Source organism: Paenibacillus puerhi (assembly GCF_009846885.1).
In the GTDB taxonomy this organism is placed as follows: Bacteria; Bacillota; Bacilli; order Paenibacillales; family NBRC-103111; genus Paenibacillus_G; species Paenibacillus_G puerhi.
In genome coordinates this window covers 100,743-114,245 of record NZ_WUWM01000014.1, presented here as the reverse complement: position 1 = coordinate 114,245, position 13,503 = coordinate 100,743, and the positions used below count along the sequence as shown (strand labels likewise).

Below are 13,503 nucleotides of genomic sequence, written 5' to 3'. Positions count from 1 at the left end.
CGTAATGCCGCCCTGGGCAGCTTCCCTCTATTCCGGCCTCGAATGAAGCTCCCGGTACTTACCGGGCGTCATCCCCGCCGCCTTGCGGAATGTGCGGATGAATCCGGTCGAGCTCGTATAATTGAGCTTCTCCGCGATCTCGGTAATTTTCATCGGGCTATCCTTCAGCCACAGCTTCGCCATATTCATCCGGTGGCCGGTCAAGTAGTCGATGAACGTCACCCCGATCTCCTTCTTAAACACGCGGCTCAAGTAAACCGGATGATATTTGAGCTGCTCTGCACAAGACTCCAGCGAGATGTCCTGATCGTACTGTTCATGAATCATCTCGACCATTTGATGAGCGATATTAATGTACTGCGTATCGATCCGACTCTGTAAGAAAGCGATCGTCGGGGGCAGCAGCGTCGTCTTAAACCAATTGACGATTTCTTCCGCTGTGCTCAGCTTCATGAACCTGTTGACGACCGATTTCGTGCCGGTCAATCCGTCAAGCGACCCCCCTTGCTGGTTGAGCAGCAGATATATTCTCGATATCAGCTGAACCATCAGCATCTGAAAGTCATTGAACAACACGTTTCTCTCGAGGATCGAGGAGACATATTGATGATAGTAATCGTAGGCCGCCTTCGAATCGCCCGTCTTGAGCGCATTGATCAAGCAGTCCTCCAGATGGCTCCAGAAAGCGGACGAATGAACCGTATCCGGGTTCATCTTTTCAATATCCTCGTAGCTCAGGATAAGCTCATGCCCCAGGCTGATCCGGCGCTTCAACGCCTCGAGCGCCTCCGTATAAGCGTCCATCGCATCGGTATAATGATGGAAGGGACGGCTGATGCCGATGCTTACCTTGAGCTGAAGCAGCTCATGCAGCTTTAGCTTGATCTGCCCGGCTGTGTGGTGAAGGTAATCGCTTAACGCTTCAGCCTCATCCATATTCCCCGTCAACAGCGTCACCTGCGATTGATCGAGCAGCAGCGTGCCGACGATGCGTTCCGCGGGCAGCAGCTCGCCTACAATGTTGTTGATCGCAAACAACAGCAGCTCCTTGTCCGACTCGGAATATCGCGTCCCCTCCAGCGTATCGATCTGCAGCGCCAGCACCCCAAGGATCTTCCCCCGCTTCGCGAAGCCGTACGTTTCCGACTTGAACAAAAACTCACTCTCCGTAACTTGCCCCATGAACAGCTTGAGCAGAAAAAACTCCTTCACTTGCCCGCGCTGAGCCTGCAGCAGCTGCTGCATATGCTTACGCGTACTGAACAAGGCTTGAAAGCGGTCCTCGATAAAGGCAAACTCATCCTTCCTCTTGAGGCTTGGCAGCTCGCCGCTCCATTGCTCCATAATGACAAACAGCCTGTGGATCGGCTTATACATCCGGCGCGTGCCGTAGAAGGAGGCTCCAGCGATGACTACGAAAATAATGAGGCAGGCACTGGCCGTAATGACGGCGATTTTCTTGGACTCCTTCGTAATCTCCCCGATGGACACGACCGAAACGTAGGACCAGCCGTTATGCGGGGATAGCCGGTAATTGACCGCCATTTCGTCTTGCTCGAAATAGGTCTCGGCGCCGGATTGCTTGGCCAGCAGCTGCAGGATATGCTCATGCTTGCCCTCTGGCCCGGGACTGGATAGAAACGGCTCGCGCTCCCGGTTCAATACATAGGTGCTGCCCCACTGGAAATTCGGCGCCAAGTCGCTTTCCAGAGCGCTATGCGACAGATCGATGTACAGCAGCGCTTTGGGCTCCTGGGTGGGCGCAATCATCGGCAGCTTGACGACCAGCCGTACCAGCTGACGCGCTCCCGCATTCTCCGATTCGCTCCCCTTCTCCGATGGCGAAGGCCCCGCCAGCCAAAACAAGTTTTCCTGCCTTCTCCCGTAATCGTCCAGCATACCGCGGCTCGGAAATTCGTCCAGCGAGGTAAAGCCTAGGTTGCTGATCATCCAGCCATGCTCCAGATTGATGACCTTCGCATCCTCTACGCCCCAGATAGAATGAAGGTTATACAGCCCCTTGGACATATCCGTTATGAGCTGGAAGTCGTCGCTGGACAGGTCGCGATACAGATGATCGCTCATCAGCGGGGAGTTGACATACTGTACCGCACCCATCTCCACATTTTTCAGCGCCTGCTCCATGCGCATCTGATTTTGCAGGAGCAGCTGCACGTTCCCCTCACTGACCTTTCTCTCAATATCATGCGAAGCAATATAATACGAGACAATTCCAATCATAACGACCGGAACCGTGCCTAGCAGGAGAGTGAACATGAGCAATCGATATAAATATTTCGGCAACGGAAACCTCCCCTTTCTTAGCCCCCAAGGCTTCTGCGATAACCTGTATACCCGAACCGATTGCTCCATGATGGCCCGCTGCAGGAGCTATGCCCTCCTACAGCGCCTCGCCTGCCCGGCCTGCCTCCGCTCCCTGCCCGATCTAATAGGCTCAGGCAAGCGGAGCCTTATTTATTCGTCTTCGCATGCTCCGCCGTCAGCTCCTCGATGACTTTGCTGCCGCCGGATTTCTTCCAGTTCTCGACCTCGGCCTGCCAGCCGGCCTCGTCGATTTTGCCCATGATAAACTTCGTTTGAGCATCGCGGATCAGCGTATCGAGCTCGCTCCCCTTGTCCAGGTACGTTTTTGAAGAGAGAGTTAACGCCACGTTGGGTACCACGTTTTTCAGGTTATCGGCCACGACCTTCCAGCCCTTTTCTTGCAGCTCGTTCAACTTCAGCGGCAGACCGGTACCCGTTACCTCGAAGGCAGGCAGGCTGTCCCGATAAGGCTTCACCTCGAGATTAAACAAAGACAAGTCCTTGAACTGGGCTTTACCGTCCTCTGTTTTTGTGAAATGCTTGCCTTCCAGCCCCCGGGTCAGCAGCGTTGACATCTCCGGCTCAAGCAGCTTATCGAAGAAGCCCAGCAGCCGCTTCAGCTCGTCTTCTGTTTTGACGCTCGACTTCGGAAAAACGAAAAATCCGTTATTGCCCGGCTCGGCCGGCACGCGATTGCCCGAAGGCCCCATGTAAGGAACGATGTCGACCACTGCGTTCGGCACGGCTTTGGATACGTTTTCAAAGGAAGTTGCGGCTGCAGAAGCTACCGTGTTGATCCGGATCCCCACCTTGCCCGCATTCCACTTGTTATCGGCATCCGCCGTTTGAACGACGGAGAAATCCTGGTTGATCAGCTTCTCCTGATACAGCCTTCTAAGCAGCTTCATCGACTCGACATACGGCTTGGTCATAAACTCCGGGACGAGCTTGCCGTCCTCGACGCCCCACTTGTTCGGCGCTCCCTGGGACACGGCAAGCCGCGTTAAGAAGGCGCTGCTTGCGGACACATCGTTATAGGACTTGTCCAAAAACATCCCGTAGCTATCGTTTTGGCCGTTCTTATCCGGGTCCTTCTCTGCGAGCGTTTTCATAATGTGGTACCAGTCTTCCAGCGTAACCGGCGGCTTCAAGCCTTGCTCGTCGAACCAGTCCTTCCGGTACGTGATCCCGGCGCGGCCGATATCCCGGTAAAGCGGCAGTCCATACAGCTTCCCGTCCACCTTGATATTGTCGTAATGCATCGCGTTGACCGCGGCCAAATGCTTGTAATCTTTAAGATAAGGGCCAATCTCCCAGAAAATGCCCGACTGGATCGCATTGAGCGTCGTCGCATTATAAGTCAGCTTGAACGCCTTCGGCATCTCGGCGGAAGCAATCATAATATTTTTCTTGTCCTCGAAGGCAGCCGACGGGATCCATTGAATGTCGATTTTGGTATTGGTGTAGGCCTCGATGGCGAGCTCCACTTCATTGTCCTTCTTCGGCGCTTCGCCAATCTGCGGCGTAGCGATCGTGACCTCAAGCGGCGACGTATCCTCGACCCCGGCTTCCGCCTTCTGCGGCGCTTGGTTCCCGGCGCAGCCTGCAAGTGCGCCTGCTGTCATGACGAGCGAGCAAACGACGGCAATGAAACGTTTTCTTGTCATTCAAACCCCTCCAGTTTTCATTATAAATCAAACCCTCGCTGGATACCTCTCCTAATTGACCGGCATCCATACATAAGGAAGGTTTTTATAAAGGAACGGCAATCCGATCATCCTTTTACCGAGCCTAACAGCACGCCCTTGGCGAAATGCTTCTGCAGAAAAGGATAGACCAGCACGATCGGGACGGTCGCGACCACGATGGATGCCATGCGAATCGTCTGCGGCAAGTAATCCATCGGATCCTGCTGAGACGTCGTATCGCCGATTTGATCCTGGGACAGCAGGACGATTTGCCTGAGCACCACCTGCACCGGAAACTTCTCCGCGTCATTGATGTACATGACCGCATTGAAGAAGGTGTTCCAGTGTCCTACCGCATAGAACAGACCGAAGGTAGCCATCGCCGGCATCGAGAGCGGCAGGATGATGCGGAACAGGATGCCCAGATCGTTGCAGCCGTCAATTTTGGCCGAATCCTCCAAGCCGTCGGGAATTTGCTGAAAGAAGTTTTTGAGCACAATGAGATTGAAGGCGCTGATCGCCGTCGGAATCATGAGCGACCAGTACGTGTTGATCATGCCGAACGACTTGACGACAAAATACGTAGGGACAAGACCGCCGCTGAACAGCATCGTGATGAGAACCATGAGCATAATCGTCCTGCGTCCGCGCAAATTGGCCCTCGCTAACGGATAAGCGGTAAAGGAGGTGAGCAGCAGGTTGATGAACGTGCCCAGCACCGTCACATAGACCGAGATCATGATGCTTCGCAGCATCGTATCGGTAGAGAAAATATACTTGTAGGCTCCCAAGGTGAACTGGGAAGGGAACAATAGCAGACCGCCCCGGGCAACTTCCTCCGGTGTCGCGAAGGAAACCATCACGATATAGATAAACGGAATAATGGCAATAACGGAAGCCAGCGTAAGCAGGGTGTAGTTGACGGAGTTGAACAATCGGTTGCTCCAGCTTCGATCTTCCTTCGGCATATAAGTCCAACCTCCTTTACTGGAATTAGTAAACGCCTTCTTCGCCGAACCTCTTGGCCAGCCAGTTGGCGGCGAGAACCAGCACAAGGCCGACTAGCGACTTAAACATGCCGACGGCGGCGCTATAGCTATACTGTGCTTGGGTCAAGCCCTTCATATAAACGTAGGTGTCGAATACTTCCCCGACCTCCCGGTTCATCGCGTTCAGCATGAGGAAAATATGCTCGAAGCCCGTATCCAGGAAGCTGCCAAGCCTCAGGATAAACAAAATGACAATCGTGCTGCGAATCGCCGGCAGCGTAATATGCCACAGCTGCCGCCAGCGGCCTGCGCCATCCATCCGTGCCGCCTCATACAGCTGAAGGTCCACGCCGGACAGCGCAGCCAGGAAGATGATCGTGCCCCAGCCCGCTTCCTTCCAGATCGATTGGGTAATGATCATCGTACGGAACCATTCTTCACTGAGCAGGAAAGGTATTTTTTCCATCCCGAGCCGTTCGATCATCTCGTTGACTACGCCGCCCTCGGTCGTGAGCAGCACATAAAAGATACCGACCGCCACCACCCAGGATACGAAATGCGGCAAATACAAGAGCGTCTGGACAAATCGTTTAAACAGCTCCTTGCGTACCTCATTAAGCATGAGTGCGAGCATAATCGGCAGCGGAAAGAAAAACACCAGATTGTACACCGCCAAAATAAGGGTGTTGCGAAACAGCATCCAGAACTGCGGCTCGGTGAAAAAACGCTCGAAATGCTTGAGCCCGACCCAGGGACTCCCGGTGAAGCCCACATGCGGCTTGTAATCCTGAAAGGCCATGACGAGCCCCCACATAGGCACATACTTGAAAATGATAAAGTATAGGATTCCGGGAAATAAGAGAAGATACAGCCACCTGTCCCGAATCAGATCCTTGAAAAGCAAGGAGCCTGATAAGCTCATCTTGCCGGTCACTTGCAGCCGGGCTTCGTAGTGCTCCTTCATTCGTTCATCCCCCTCTGACGATTTTCTGCGGCCTGGTTTCGATAGGCGGCCTTGACAATTCACATGGTAGTGCCAGCCCGTACAACAAGCAATAGTATCGATCAAACCATCTGTCAGCGCGTAGAAAAGCCAGCAGGAAAGCGGATTCAGGAGGGAGCAGCCACCGGGATATACATCTTTTGCAGCAGCATCGTACTTATTTAACTCGTTGGAATCTCCGATTTTTCATGTAAAAAAGGCATTTGTCAGCCCCCCCGTCGAAAGGATGCTGACAATGCCTCTGACTCCCTATATGGTCTTGCTGCCCGCCTTTATCGCAGCAGCTCTTGAATGCGGACCGGCGCCCCGTTCTTCACGGATGTCCACACGGCTTCCCCGGTCAAAACGGAATTGGCTCCCGCCCGGGCCCCGGACAAGATCTCATAAGGTCTTCCCGGATCCGGTCCTAAGAAGATATCCTCGAGCAAGAGCGGATCGCCTCCTCCATGACCGCCTTCGTTAAACACGACATGAAACGTTTCCTTGGACCCGAATAATGGGAAATAATCGATCGTTTGCTCCGGAACCGGAAACGGCACACGGCTAGGCGCATGATACTCCTGTGTTTCAAGCCTTCCCTTCGTCCCATTGATAGCCAGACGGTACCCTTCGTAAGGAACGGAAAAATTGACGGAATAGCTAAGCAGCGCTCCTCTATCGTATTTCACCGTGGCTGTGTAGGTATCCTCAATATCAATCTCGGAATCAAAAATACAGGCGTCCGGCCGATAGTTCGAATACGGGTTCTTTCCCTGCCCAAGCGTAGCTGCTCCAACATGGTCGTCCTTGGGAACGACCTCCCGGCTCCGGCTGGACCATCTCATGAAATACGCGCAATCGCTCTTCACCTCACAGGTGCCGCAGTGGCGCCCATCCTCCTTCTTCGGATTGAGCTCTCCGTCGGGACCGTAGTAGTGGAGCGCTCCGTAAGCGAACGCTTCGATCGGAGTCTGGTCGATCCACCAATTGACCAGATCGAAGTGATGCGTACTCTTGTGGATGGACAGCCCGCCGGAGTTGCTGCGCTTTCTGTTCCAGCGTTTGAAATAGCTCGCTCCATGGAACGTATCGATATACCAGTTCAGGTCGATCGACGTGACCCGGCCGATCCGTCCCTCCAGGATCAGCTCCTTCAGTTTCCTATGAATCGGCATGTAGCGGTAATTGAAGGTAACGGTCACCTTGCCCTTGCTCCGCGCTTCCGCCTCCAGAATTCTGCGGCATTCGTCGCTGGTCGTAGCCATAGGCTTTTCCGTCAGGACATCCAAGTCATGCTCCAGCGCCCGAACGATGTAGGCTTCATGCGTATGGTCGGCGCCAGCGACAATGACCACATCGGCTTTAGTCTCTAGAATCATCTTATCGAACTGCTCCTCGGTATAGCTCGGTACCTCTTTCAGCTCTGGATACTGCTCCCTGCACACCTCGAACCTTCTTGGGTCGGCATCAAGCAAACCCACGATTTCCGCATGCGAAGAGAACGTTTTCAGGATGGGCCCGATAAACATCCCCATAGCTCTGTTGCTGACCCCGCATATTACATAACGCTTCAACCGGCTCATCTCCCCTGATCTTGTTATGGTCGAGTCCATTGTAGAACATTGGTGTACTAAATACTTGACCGGTAATTGTCTAAAAGCAGCAGAACTTTGCTAATCATGCTCTCCGATAGGTTGCAAAAACCGGGGATATCTTCTACTCTAATCTTATATGTATCCGTGCAAGGAGGGCATGCCGTCGTGGGAGAGCAAATCGGCGCTAAGTACCGCATCCGCGATAATCACTATTTCTCAATCCAACACATGCAGCGAACCGGAGCTTCATTCATGCCTCGTCCTCATACCCATCCTGCCTACGAGCTCTATTATTTGCTCCAGGGCGAACGCGTATATTTCATGAACGGCCAAGTATATACCGCGCAAAAAGGGGACATGGTCGTTGTCCTTCCGAATGATCTCCATTCGACCGCCAGCTCCAGCCTGGCCCAATTCGAACGGGTATTGATCAACTTTCACCCCGACTTTTTACGGGAAGGCGACCGGAAGGTGCTGGAGCATCCGCCTTTCCAGGAATCCACTATGGTCCGTTTCTCCCTTAAGGAGCAAGCCGAGGTGGAGCGCATCCTCCTTCAGATTCTGGAGGAATGCAAGGAACAGCCTCCCTTGTGGGAATCATCCGTGGACCACCTGCTCAACGATCTCTTGATCCGAGCCCATCGAAGCGTGCATAGCATACAAAGCCCGCGCAGCACCCATCCGATGCATCAGAAGGTAACGGAAATCGCTTCCTTTATCCATCAGCATTACATGGAGCCTTTGTCCCTCCTGGAGACGGCGAAGACGTTCTATATTAGTCCCGCATACTTGAGTCGCATTTTTCTGAAGCTGACGGGCTTGCATTTCAGCGAATATATTCGGGTCGTCCGGATCCGGGAGGCTCAGCTGCTGCTCCGCAGCTCGAAGCAAAAGGTCCAAACCATCGCCGAGCAAGTCGGCTTTGAGCATATCTCGCATTTCAACAAAGCTTTCAAAACCTACACGGGCGTTCCCCCCTTGCAGTACCGCAAGCAAAATAAACGATAGACCTTCTTCCTGTCTAACGCCTGACGTTATCGTCCTTACCTTCCCCAAGGCTCCCTGCAGTGATCGGGGAGTACCGCCATCTGCGGGAGCCTTGTGACCCGCCGCTGCGCCCTAAGGGCACGCCTAGCCCGTAGGGGCCAGGGCCTGCACGCGGCTCAGGGTCAGCCGATTAATAGCGCGGGAAGCTGCGCAAGATGATGACGAGCAGAATGTACAGAACCAGGATAGCTCCCGCATTCAAGCGCGGGGCCGCACAGGAATGCGCAACGGCGGCAGGCATGTGGTGATGGTGATGATGATCGTGCTTCTTGGGCGCGTAGATGTTGATTTCCTCATAGCTGGCATGAACATTGATCGGCGCGCCGTACATAGGCGGCTGCACGGCTGCCGGAGAAACGGCGGCAGGCGCGACATTCGGCAGGGGCATATTCATAGGGCTCTGCATCATCGGGTAAACCTTTTCCATAAGATGGACACCTCCGTGGATTTTGCGAAAGCCCGGCCCCGCGGAGGGGAGGGCTTTCGTCCTTCGCTGCCCGGCTTGCTTCGGGCGATGATCCCTGTGTTTTTGCATCGAACACAACACCAGTCTATGGTGTCTTACCTATGCCGAACACGGTATTCACCCATTTTCGGGCAAAATAGACGTCCGCCCTGATACAGCAAAAGCCTGTACGCTGCTGTCCCCCTTATGCCAAAAAAGCCCGGAGAAGACGGCTAATGCCGCCCCTCCGGGCTTCCTTTTCTAGACATACGGATTATGCTCGCGTTCATAGCCGATCGTCGTCTTCGGGCCGTGCCCCGAATAAACGACCGTGTCGTCAGGCAGCTCGAACAGCTTCCCATGGATGGAATCCATCAGGTCGCGCTGGCTGCCGCCCGGCAGATCCGTGCGGCCGACCGACATGCGGAACAGCACGTCGCCGCCGAACAGCAGATTCCCGTGCAGGATGCTGACGCTGCCCGGCGAATGGCCCGGCGTGTGCATCACCTGGAACGTACGGCCCAGCAGCTTCAGCTGTTGGCGGTCGTCCAGCGCGTATTCGGCCGGGTCCGTGGCAATCAAGGCGCCCAGCTCCGGCCAACGGGCCGAGCCGTTGCGCTTCGGATCCGTAAGCCAATCCGCCTCGGCATCATGCACATAAACGGGGCAGCCCTTGGCCTTGCGCAGCTCGTCCACGCCGCCGATATGATCGAAGTGAGCATGCGTCAGCAGGATGGCTTCGATCTCTAGATCCGCGACACGCTTCAGCAGCGGGCCGGGATTCATCCCCGGATCGATGACGATGCCCTTCTGTTCGCCGGGAACCGTCAGCAGATAGGCGTTCGTCTGAATCGGCCCCAGCTGAAACACTTCTACTTTGAGAGGCTGCAGTTGTTCGGTCATCGGCCTAGAACGTGGACAGCAGGTCGCGGAGTTCTTTGACGATCACAGCTTGGTAGCCGGTGCCTTCTCCGTACTGGCGTCCCATTTCCTCGCGGGCAACCTTGATCTTATCCTGGTAGTCCGGCGCTTCACGGTCCGGATTTTCTAGCTTGAACTGGTTCATAACCGCCTGTACGTGAGCCGGCCGCGGCCCCCAATGTCCCAGTACGAAGCCGCTGAAATCGGTGAAGATCACGACCGGAATCGCCTCTCCGCCCATCGTCAGAAACTGGGCCATCACGTCGGGATGCTCTTCCTTGATCAGGAACTCCGTCGGGATTCCCGATATTTCCAAAGCGCGCAGCACGGCAGGCACGTTGCGGATAACATCTCCGCACCAGTCGGCCGCCAGGATCAGGCAGCGCAGGTCATCGCGGTTATTCAACGATTCGAAAAATTCCTTGTCCGCTTCGTCCGCCCACGTGAACGCTTCATACCATTCGTTGAATTTGTCCTGATTTTTGGTCATGGCGCCGATGAACTGCTCAGGCGACAAGCCCTTATTCAGCTTGCTGCTCAAATTTTTGCTCATGGTTCTCTTTCATCCTCCTTCAGACTGCTTGCTAGGGCTTATTGTACCAAAAAATACGCTGGCGCTCCAATCCTGCGTTACCGAAAGGAGCAGCCAGCGCTTAGCAGCCGCCCTATTCGCTGTTCTCGCGGAGGATGCGCTCGATCGAAGCGACATCAGCGGGACTTAGCGTCCGTGTCGGGCGGTAGTTTTTAATATAAGGCACCAGCTGATCCGCCTTCAGTGCCGCGAATGCTTTGCTTGCGCCGATCAGTCGGCTGTTCGGATGCGTGAAGCAGACGATGCCGACCACGTCCGCACGAACCTTATGCTGCCGCAGCAGCTCCTTGATCACAAACTCATAACGGTATAAGGGAGCCGTCGGATCGATACGGCCCTTCTCTCCGTCGCCGGCCGCTGCGACCTCCGGCGGGTTCGCTCCCGGGGCCTGGTCCTCGAAGCGGATCTCCCCCGACCATGGGTTGGCATCGATATGAAAGACGCCGTTAGGACCGATAACGAGATGGTCGATCTCCTGGGGACTTCCGCTGCCCTTGACCCGTCTGCCATGCAGCACATGATAGGCTCCGCCTATGTAATTGAGCTGCTGGGCGACGCCGCTGGTCGCTTGGGCTCGGCCATCATGAAGGCCGTCAAGCGGCGTCTGAGGCGTTGCCGTCTTTGTAAGACGGCGGGCGGAGCGCCGGAGCAGCCATTTCCATATCGCGTAAAGCACGGCCAAGACCAGTGCACCGTACAGCAGCGGTTTGACATAAGGGCCTGCTAATGTATCGATCTGCTCCCAATTGTTGCCGAGCGACCGCCCGAGATAGACGAAGAGGATCGCCCAAGGAATCGTCCCCAGCGTCGTATAGAATAAAAACACAGTGAGCCGCATACGGGCCATGCCCGCGGGGATGGAGATCGCCTGCCGAAGCACCGGCACGAAGCGGGCAAGAAACACCATGCCGGGTCCGTAACGGTTGAACCAGTTTTCCGCTGTGTCCAGATGTTTTTTCTTTAGATGCAAATATTTGCCGAACTTGTCAAGCACGGGACGACCGCCGTAACGGCCAAGACCGTACAGGATCAACTGCTGAAGCAAGCACCCGATGGTCCCGAATATGATCGCGCCCATAAGGGATACTTCGCCGCGGGATACGAGATACCCGCCATAGGCCAGCACAATCTCGCTTGGAATCACCTCCAGCATAAGTCCAAGCAGGATTCCCCACACGCCTAGTCCTTCAATGAAGGAAAGCGCCGATTGAATCCATTGGTGCAGCAGCTCGCTCATAATTGTACCGTCTCTCCCTTTCCTCTTCCAATTTCATCTATGAACTCCTTATGCCCTTGGAATATTATGTCATATCCCAAGAGCCCATTCTATTCTATCACAAGCTTGTTCAGACCGCATCCGGCTATATGCGCATACAGCAGCTCGGCGGGTCTGGACGGCACCCTCCTTCTCAACCGGACAAGTCCATGACTGAAGGCTTGACGTCCCAGGTCCTCACAGACCGCCAGCCGGCCATCCGCCAGCTCCCGCCGAACGCCGGACAGAGGGAGGAAGGCCATGCCCCAGCCGCTCCGGACGGCCTTTACGATCATCTCCAGCGAAGCGAATTCCGCTCTCAGCGAGACCGGAACCCCGAGGCGGACGATCGCCGCCTCCGCCTCCGTCGTGTACAGGCAGCGCGGCCCGAACCCGATCAGCCGTACGCCCTCCCAAGCAGAGGAGCCGCCCCCTGCGAGCCGGGCAGCCAAAGCCGGGGACGCGATCCATACCAGCTCATCCTCGGAGACGGGCAGGAAGTCGACATCCGGCTGCCCCGGGTCGCCGGGAATCAGTCCAAGCTCGATACGCCGCTCGCGCAGCGCCTCGACCGTATCGGTCTGAAAACCGCTGTCGATCAGAACCTCGATCTGTTCATACCGGGCCATAAAGGTTTGAAGAGGCTCCCATAGGCAGGCGGCGGCGAAGGATTCCAGCACCCTCAGCCGGACGATTCCCTGCGGCTCTCCCTCGCCGGCCATGCCTTCCGCAAGCTCCGTTCCCAGCTCCAGAAAGCGATAAGCGTAAGCCGCCAGCTTGCGGCCCGCCTCCGTGGGCTCCACTCCGCGCGGAAGCCGGTCGAACAGCTTGCGGCCGACCGATTCTTCCAGCACCCGGATCTGGGTGGTAACGGTGGACTGCACATAGCCCAGCTTCTCCGCAGCCCTGCCGATGCCCCCCTCCTCAAGCACCGTGATAAATGTACGAAAAAAGCGTCCTTCCAACCGATCCAGCATGGCTCAACACCCATTTCATTATCTGATGTATATCATCGAAAACATTCATTATTCAAATGAGTCATTCTCATGATACCATGCCTTCAGAACGTTCTCTACTCTAAAATGGACCTCAAAAAGGAGCGTACAACCGATGAACCCCATTACCCGTTATCCCATGCCCGCCCGGCTGCGACGGACACTTGCCGCTCTCGGCCCGGGTGCCGGCGCATTTGTCGCCGTGCTGGCCGTCCTCCAGCTCGGCTCCTGGACCGATTGGCCGCTGCTGATGGCTCCTCTAGGGGCTAGCTGCGTTCTGGTCTTCGCCTTGCCGGACAGCCCTCTCGCTCAGCCCCGCAATGTCGTGGGCGGACATGCGCTCAGCACCGTCATCGGGCTTGTCCTGCTGCATACGGCCGGCCTGCAGCCCTGGTCCGCGGCACTAGGCGTAGGCCTCGCCATCGTGCTGATGCAGCAGACCGGCACGCTGCATCCGCCCGCAGGCGCCGATCCGCTGGTCGTTATGCTGGGCGGGGCAGCCTGGAGCTTCCTGTGGACGCCTGCCCTTCTGGGGGCCGCGCTTATTGTAGCTGCAGCCTGGGCGTATCATAAGGCGTGCGGCCGCCGATACCCCCAGCGCTGGCTGTAGCCGGCTAAGTCGGCTGCATGGGGATCGCTCGTCCATGAGTCCTCGGCTTCTCTTAGGTT

Annotated in this window: 12 protein-coding genes and 1 pseudogene; 2 read left to right on the top strand and 11 right to left on the bottom strand. The window is 55.7% G+C overall.

Annotated features, from left to right (window positions below; translation table 11 throughout):
* Positions 1 to 27 precede the first annotated feature (27 nt).
* The 5 genes from GSF01_RS14460 to GSF01_RS14440 form a co-directional block, all read right to left on the bottom strand.
* On the bottom strand, positions 28 to 2,304 hold the full coding sequence (locus GSF01_RS14460; RefSeq protein ID WP_159885168.1) for a helix-turn-helix transcriptional regulator: 2,277 nt from the start codon (positions 2,302 to 2,304) through the stop codon (positions 28 to 30).
* Between the two features lie 167 nt (positions 2,305 to 2,471).
* The gene (locus tag GSF01_RS14455) at positions 2,472 to 3,992 is read right to left on the bottom strand and encodes an extracellular solute-binding protein (protein WP_159885166.1); all 1,521 of its coding nucleotides are present in this window, start codon (positions 3,990 to 3,992) and stop codon (positions 2,472 to 2,474) included.
* A 107-nt stretch (positions 3,993 to 4,099) separates the two neighbouring features.
* Positions 4,100 to 4,981 carry a carbohydrate ABC transporter permease gene (locus GSF01_RS14450; RefSeq protein WP_159885164.1) on the bottom strand — a complete coding sequence of 294 codons (882 nt, stop codon included), beginning with the start codon at positions 4,979 to 4,981 and terminating at the stop codon, positions 4,100 to 4,102.
* Positions 4,982 to 5,006: 25 nt separating this feature from the next.
* Positions 5,007 to 5,924, bottom strand: a complete 918-nt coding sequence (locus GSF01_RS14445) for an ABC transporter permease (protein ID WP_235941519.1) — start codon at positions 5,922 to 5,924, stop codon at positions 5,007 to 5,009.
* Positions 5,925 to 6,277: 353 nt separating this feature from the next.
* Positions 6,278 to 7,567: a Gfo/Idh/MocA family protein gene (locus GSF01_RS14440; RefSeq protein ID WP_159885160.1), complete on the bottom strand. Its 1,290-nt coding sequence runs from the start codon at positions 7,565 to 7,567 to the stop codon at positions 6,278 to 6,280.
* Between the two features lie 177 nt (positions 7,568 to 7,744).
* Between GSF01_RS14440 and GSF01_RS14435 the strand changes: the two genes are divergently transcribed.
* Positions 7,745 to 8,587 (top strand): helix-turn-helix domain-containing protein, encoded by an 843-nt coding sequence (locus tag GSF01_RS14435; protein WP_159885158.1) that lies wholly within the window; start codon positions 7,745 to 7,747, stop codon positions 8,585 to 8,587.
* Positions 8,588 to 8,756: 169 nt separating this feature from the next.
* Here GSF01_RS14435 and GSF01_RS14430 read toward each other — a convergent pair whose 3' ends face one another.
* From GSF01_RS14430 to GSF01_RS14410, 6 genes and pseudogenes are all read right to left on the bottom strand, one after another.
* A complete protein-coding gene (locus tag GSF01_RS14430) occupies positions 8,757 to 9,053 on the bottom strand; it encodes a hypothetical protein (RefSeq protein WP_159885156.1) in 297 nt (98 codons plus the stop codon).
* Positions 9,054 to 9,332: 279 nt separating this feature from the next.
* Positions 9,333 to 9,974 (bottom strand): MBL fold metallo-hydrolase, encoded by a 642-nt coding sequence (locus GSF01_RS14425; protein ID WP_159885154.1) that lies wholly within the window; start codon positions 9,972 to 9,974, stop codon positions 9,333 to 9,335.
* A 4-nt stretch (positions 9,975 to 9,978) separates the two neighbouring features.
* The gene (locus GSF01_RS14420; RefSeq protein ID WP_159885152.1) at positions 9,979 to 10,545 is read right to left on the bottom strand and encodes a thioredoxin family protein; all 567 of its coding nucleotides are present in this window, start codon (positions 10,543 to 10,545) and stop codon (positions 9,979 to 9,981) included.
* A gap of 112 nt (positions 10,546 to 10,657) precedes the next feature.
* On the bottom strand, positions 10,658 to 11,236 hold the full coding sequence (locus GSF01_RS29670; RefSeq protein ID WP_268893712.1) for a nuclease-related domain-containing protein: 579 nt from the start codon (positions 11,234 to 11,236) through the stop codon (positions 10,658 to 10,660).
* Positions 11,216 to 11,821 (bottom strand): annotated as a pseudogene (locus GSF01_RS29665) (DedA family protein); the annotation flags it as partial. The pseudogene GSF01_RS29665 and the gene GSF01_RS29670, both read right to left, overlap by 21 nt.
* 89 nt (positions 11,822 to 11,910) lie before the next feature.
* Positions 11,911 to 12,816: a LysR family transcriptional regulator gene (locus GSF01_RS14410; RefSeq protein ID WP_159885148.1), complete on the bottom strand. Its 906-nt coding sequence runs from the start codon at positions 12,814 to 12,816 to the stop codon at positions 11,911 to 11,913.
* 133 nt (positions 12,817 to 12,949) lie between these two features.
* Between GSF01_RS14410 and GSF01_RS14405 the strand changes: the two genes are divergently transcribed.
* Positions 12,950 to 13,444: an HPP family protein gene (locus tag GSF01_RS14405; protein WP_159885146.1), complete on the top strand. Its 495-nt coding sequence runs from the start codon at positions 12,950 to 12,952 to the stop codon at positions 13,442 to 13,444.
* Positions 13,445 to 13,503 lie beyond the last annotated feature (59 nt).

Excerpts from the sequence above, each read along its gene's own strand:
- GSF01_RS14455 (WP_159885166.1), bottom strand. The coding sequence starts at position 3,992 with ATGACAAGAAAACGTTTCATTGCCGTCGTTTGCTCGCTCGTCATGACA.
- GSF01_RS14450 (WP_159885164.1), bottom strand. The coding sequence starts at position 4,981 with ATGCCGAAGGAAGATCGAAGCTGGAGCAACCGATTGTTCAACTCCGTC.
- GSF01_RS14445 (WP_235941519.1), bottom strand. The coding sequence starts at position 5,924 with ATGAGCTTATCAGGCTCCTTGCTTTTCAAGGATCTGATTCGGGACAGG.
- GSF01_RS14440 (WP_159885160.1), bottom strand. The coding sequence starts at position 7,567 with ATGAGCCGGTTGAAGCGTTATGTAATATGCGGGGTCAGCAACAGAGCT.
- GSF01_RS14430 (WP_159885156.1), bottom strand. The coding sequence starts at position 9,053 with ATGGAAAAGGTTTACCCGATGATGCAGAGCCCTATGAATATGCCCCTG.
- GSF01_RS14425 (WP_159885154.1), bottom strand. The coding sequence starts at position 9,974 with ATGACCGAACAACTGCAGCCTCTCAAAGTAGAAGTGTTTCAGCTGGGG.
- GSF01_RS14420 (WP_159885152.1), bottom strand. The coding sequence starts at position 10,545 with ATGAGCAAAAATTTGAGCAGCAAGCTGAATAAGGGCTTGTCGCCTGAG.
- GSF01_RS14410 (WP_159885148.1), bottom strand. The coding sequence starts at position 12,816 with ATGCTGGATCGGTTGGAAGGACGCTTTTTTCGTACATTTATCACGGTG.
- GSF01_RS14405 (WP_159885146.1), top strand. The coding sequence starts at position 12,950 with ATGAACCCCATTACCCGTTATCCCATGCCCGCCCGGCTGCGACGGACA.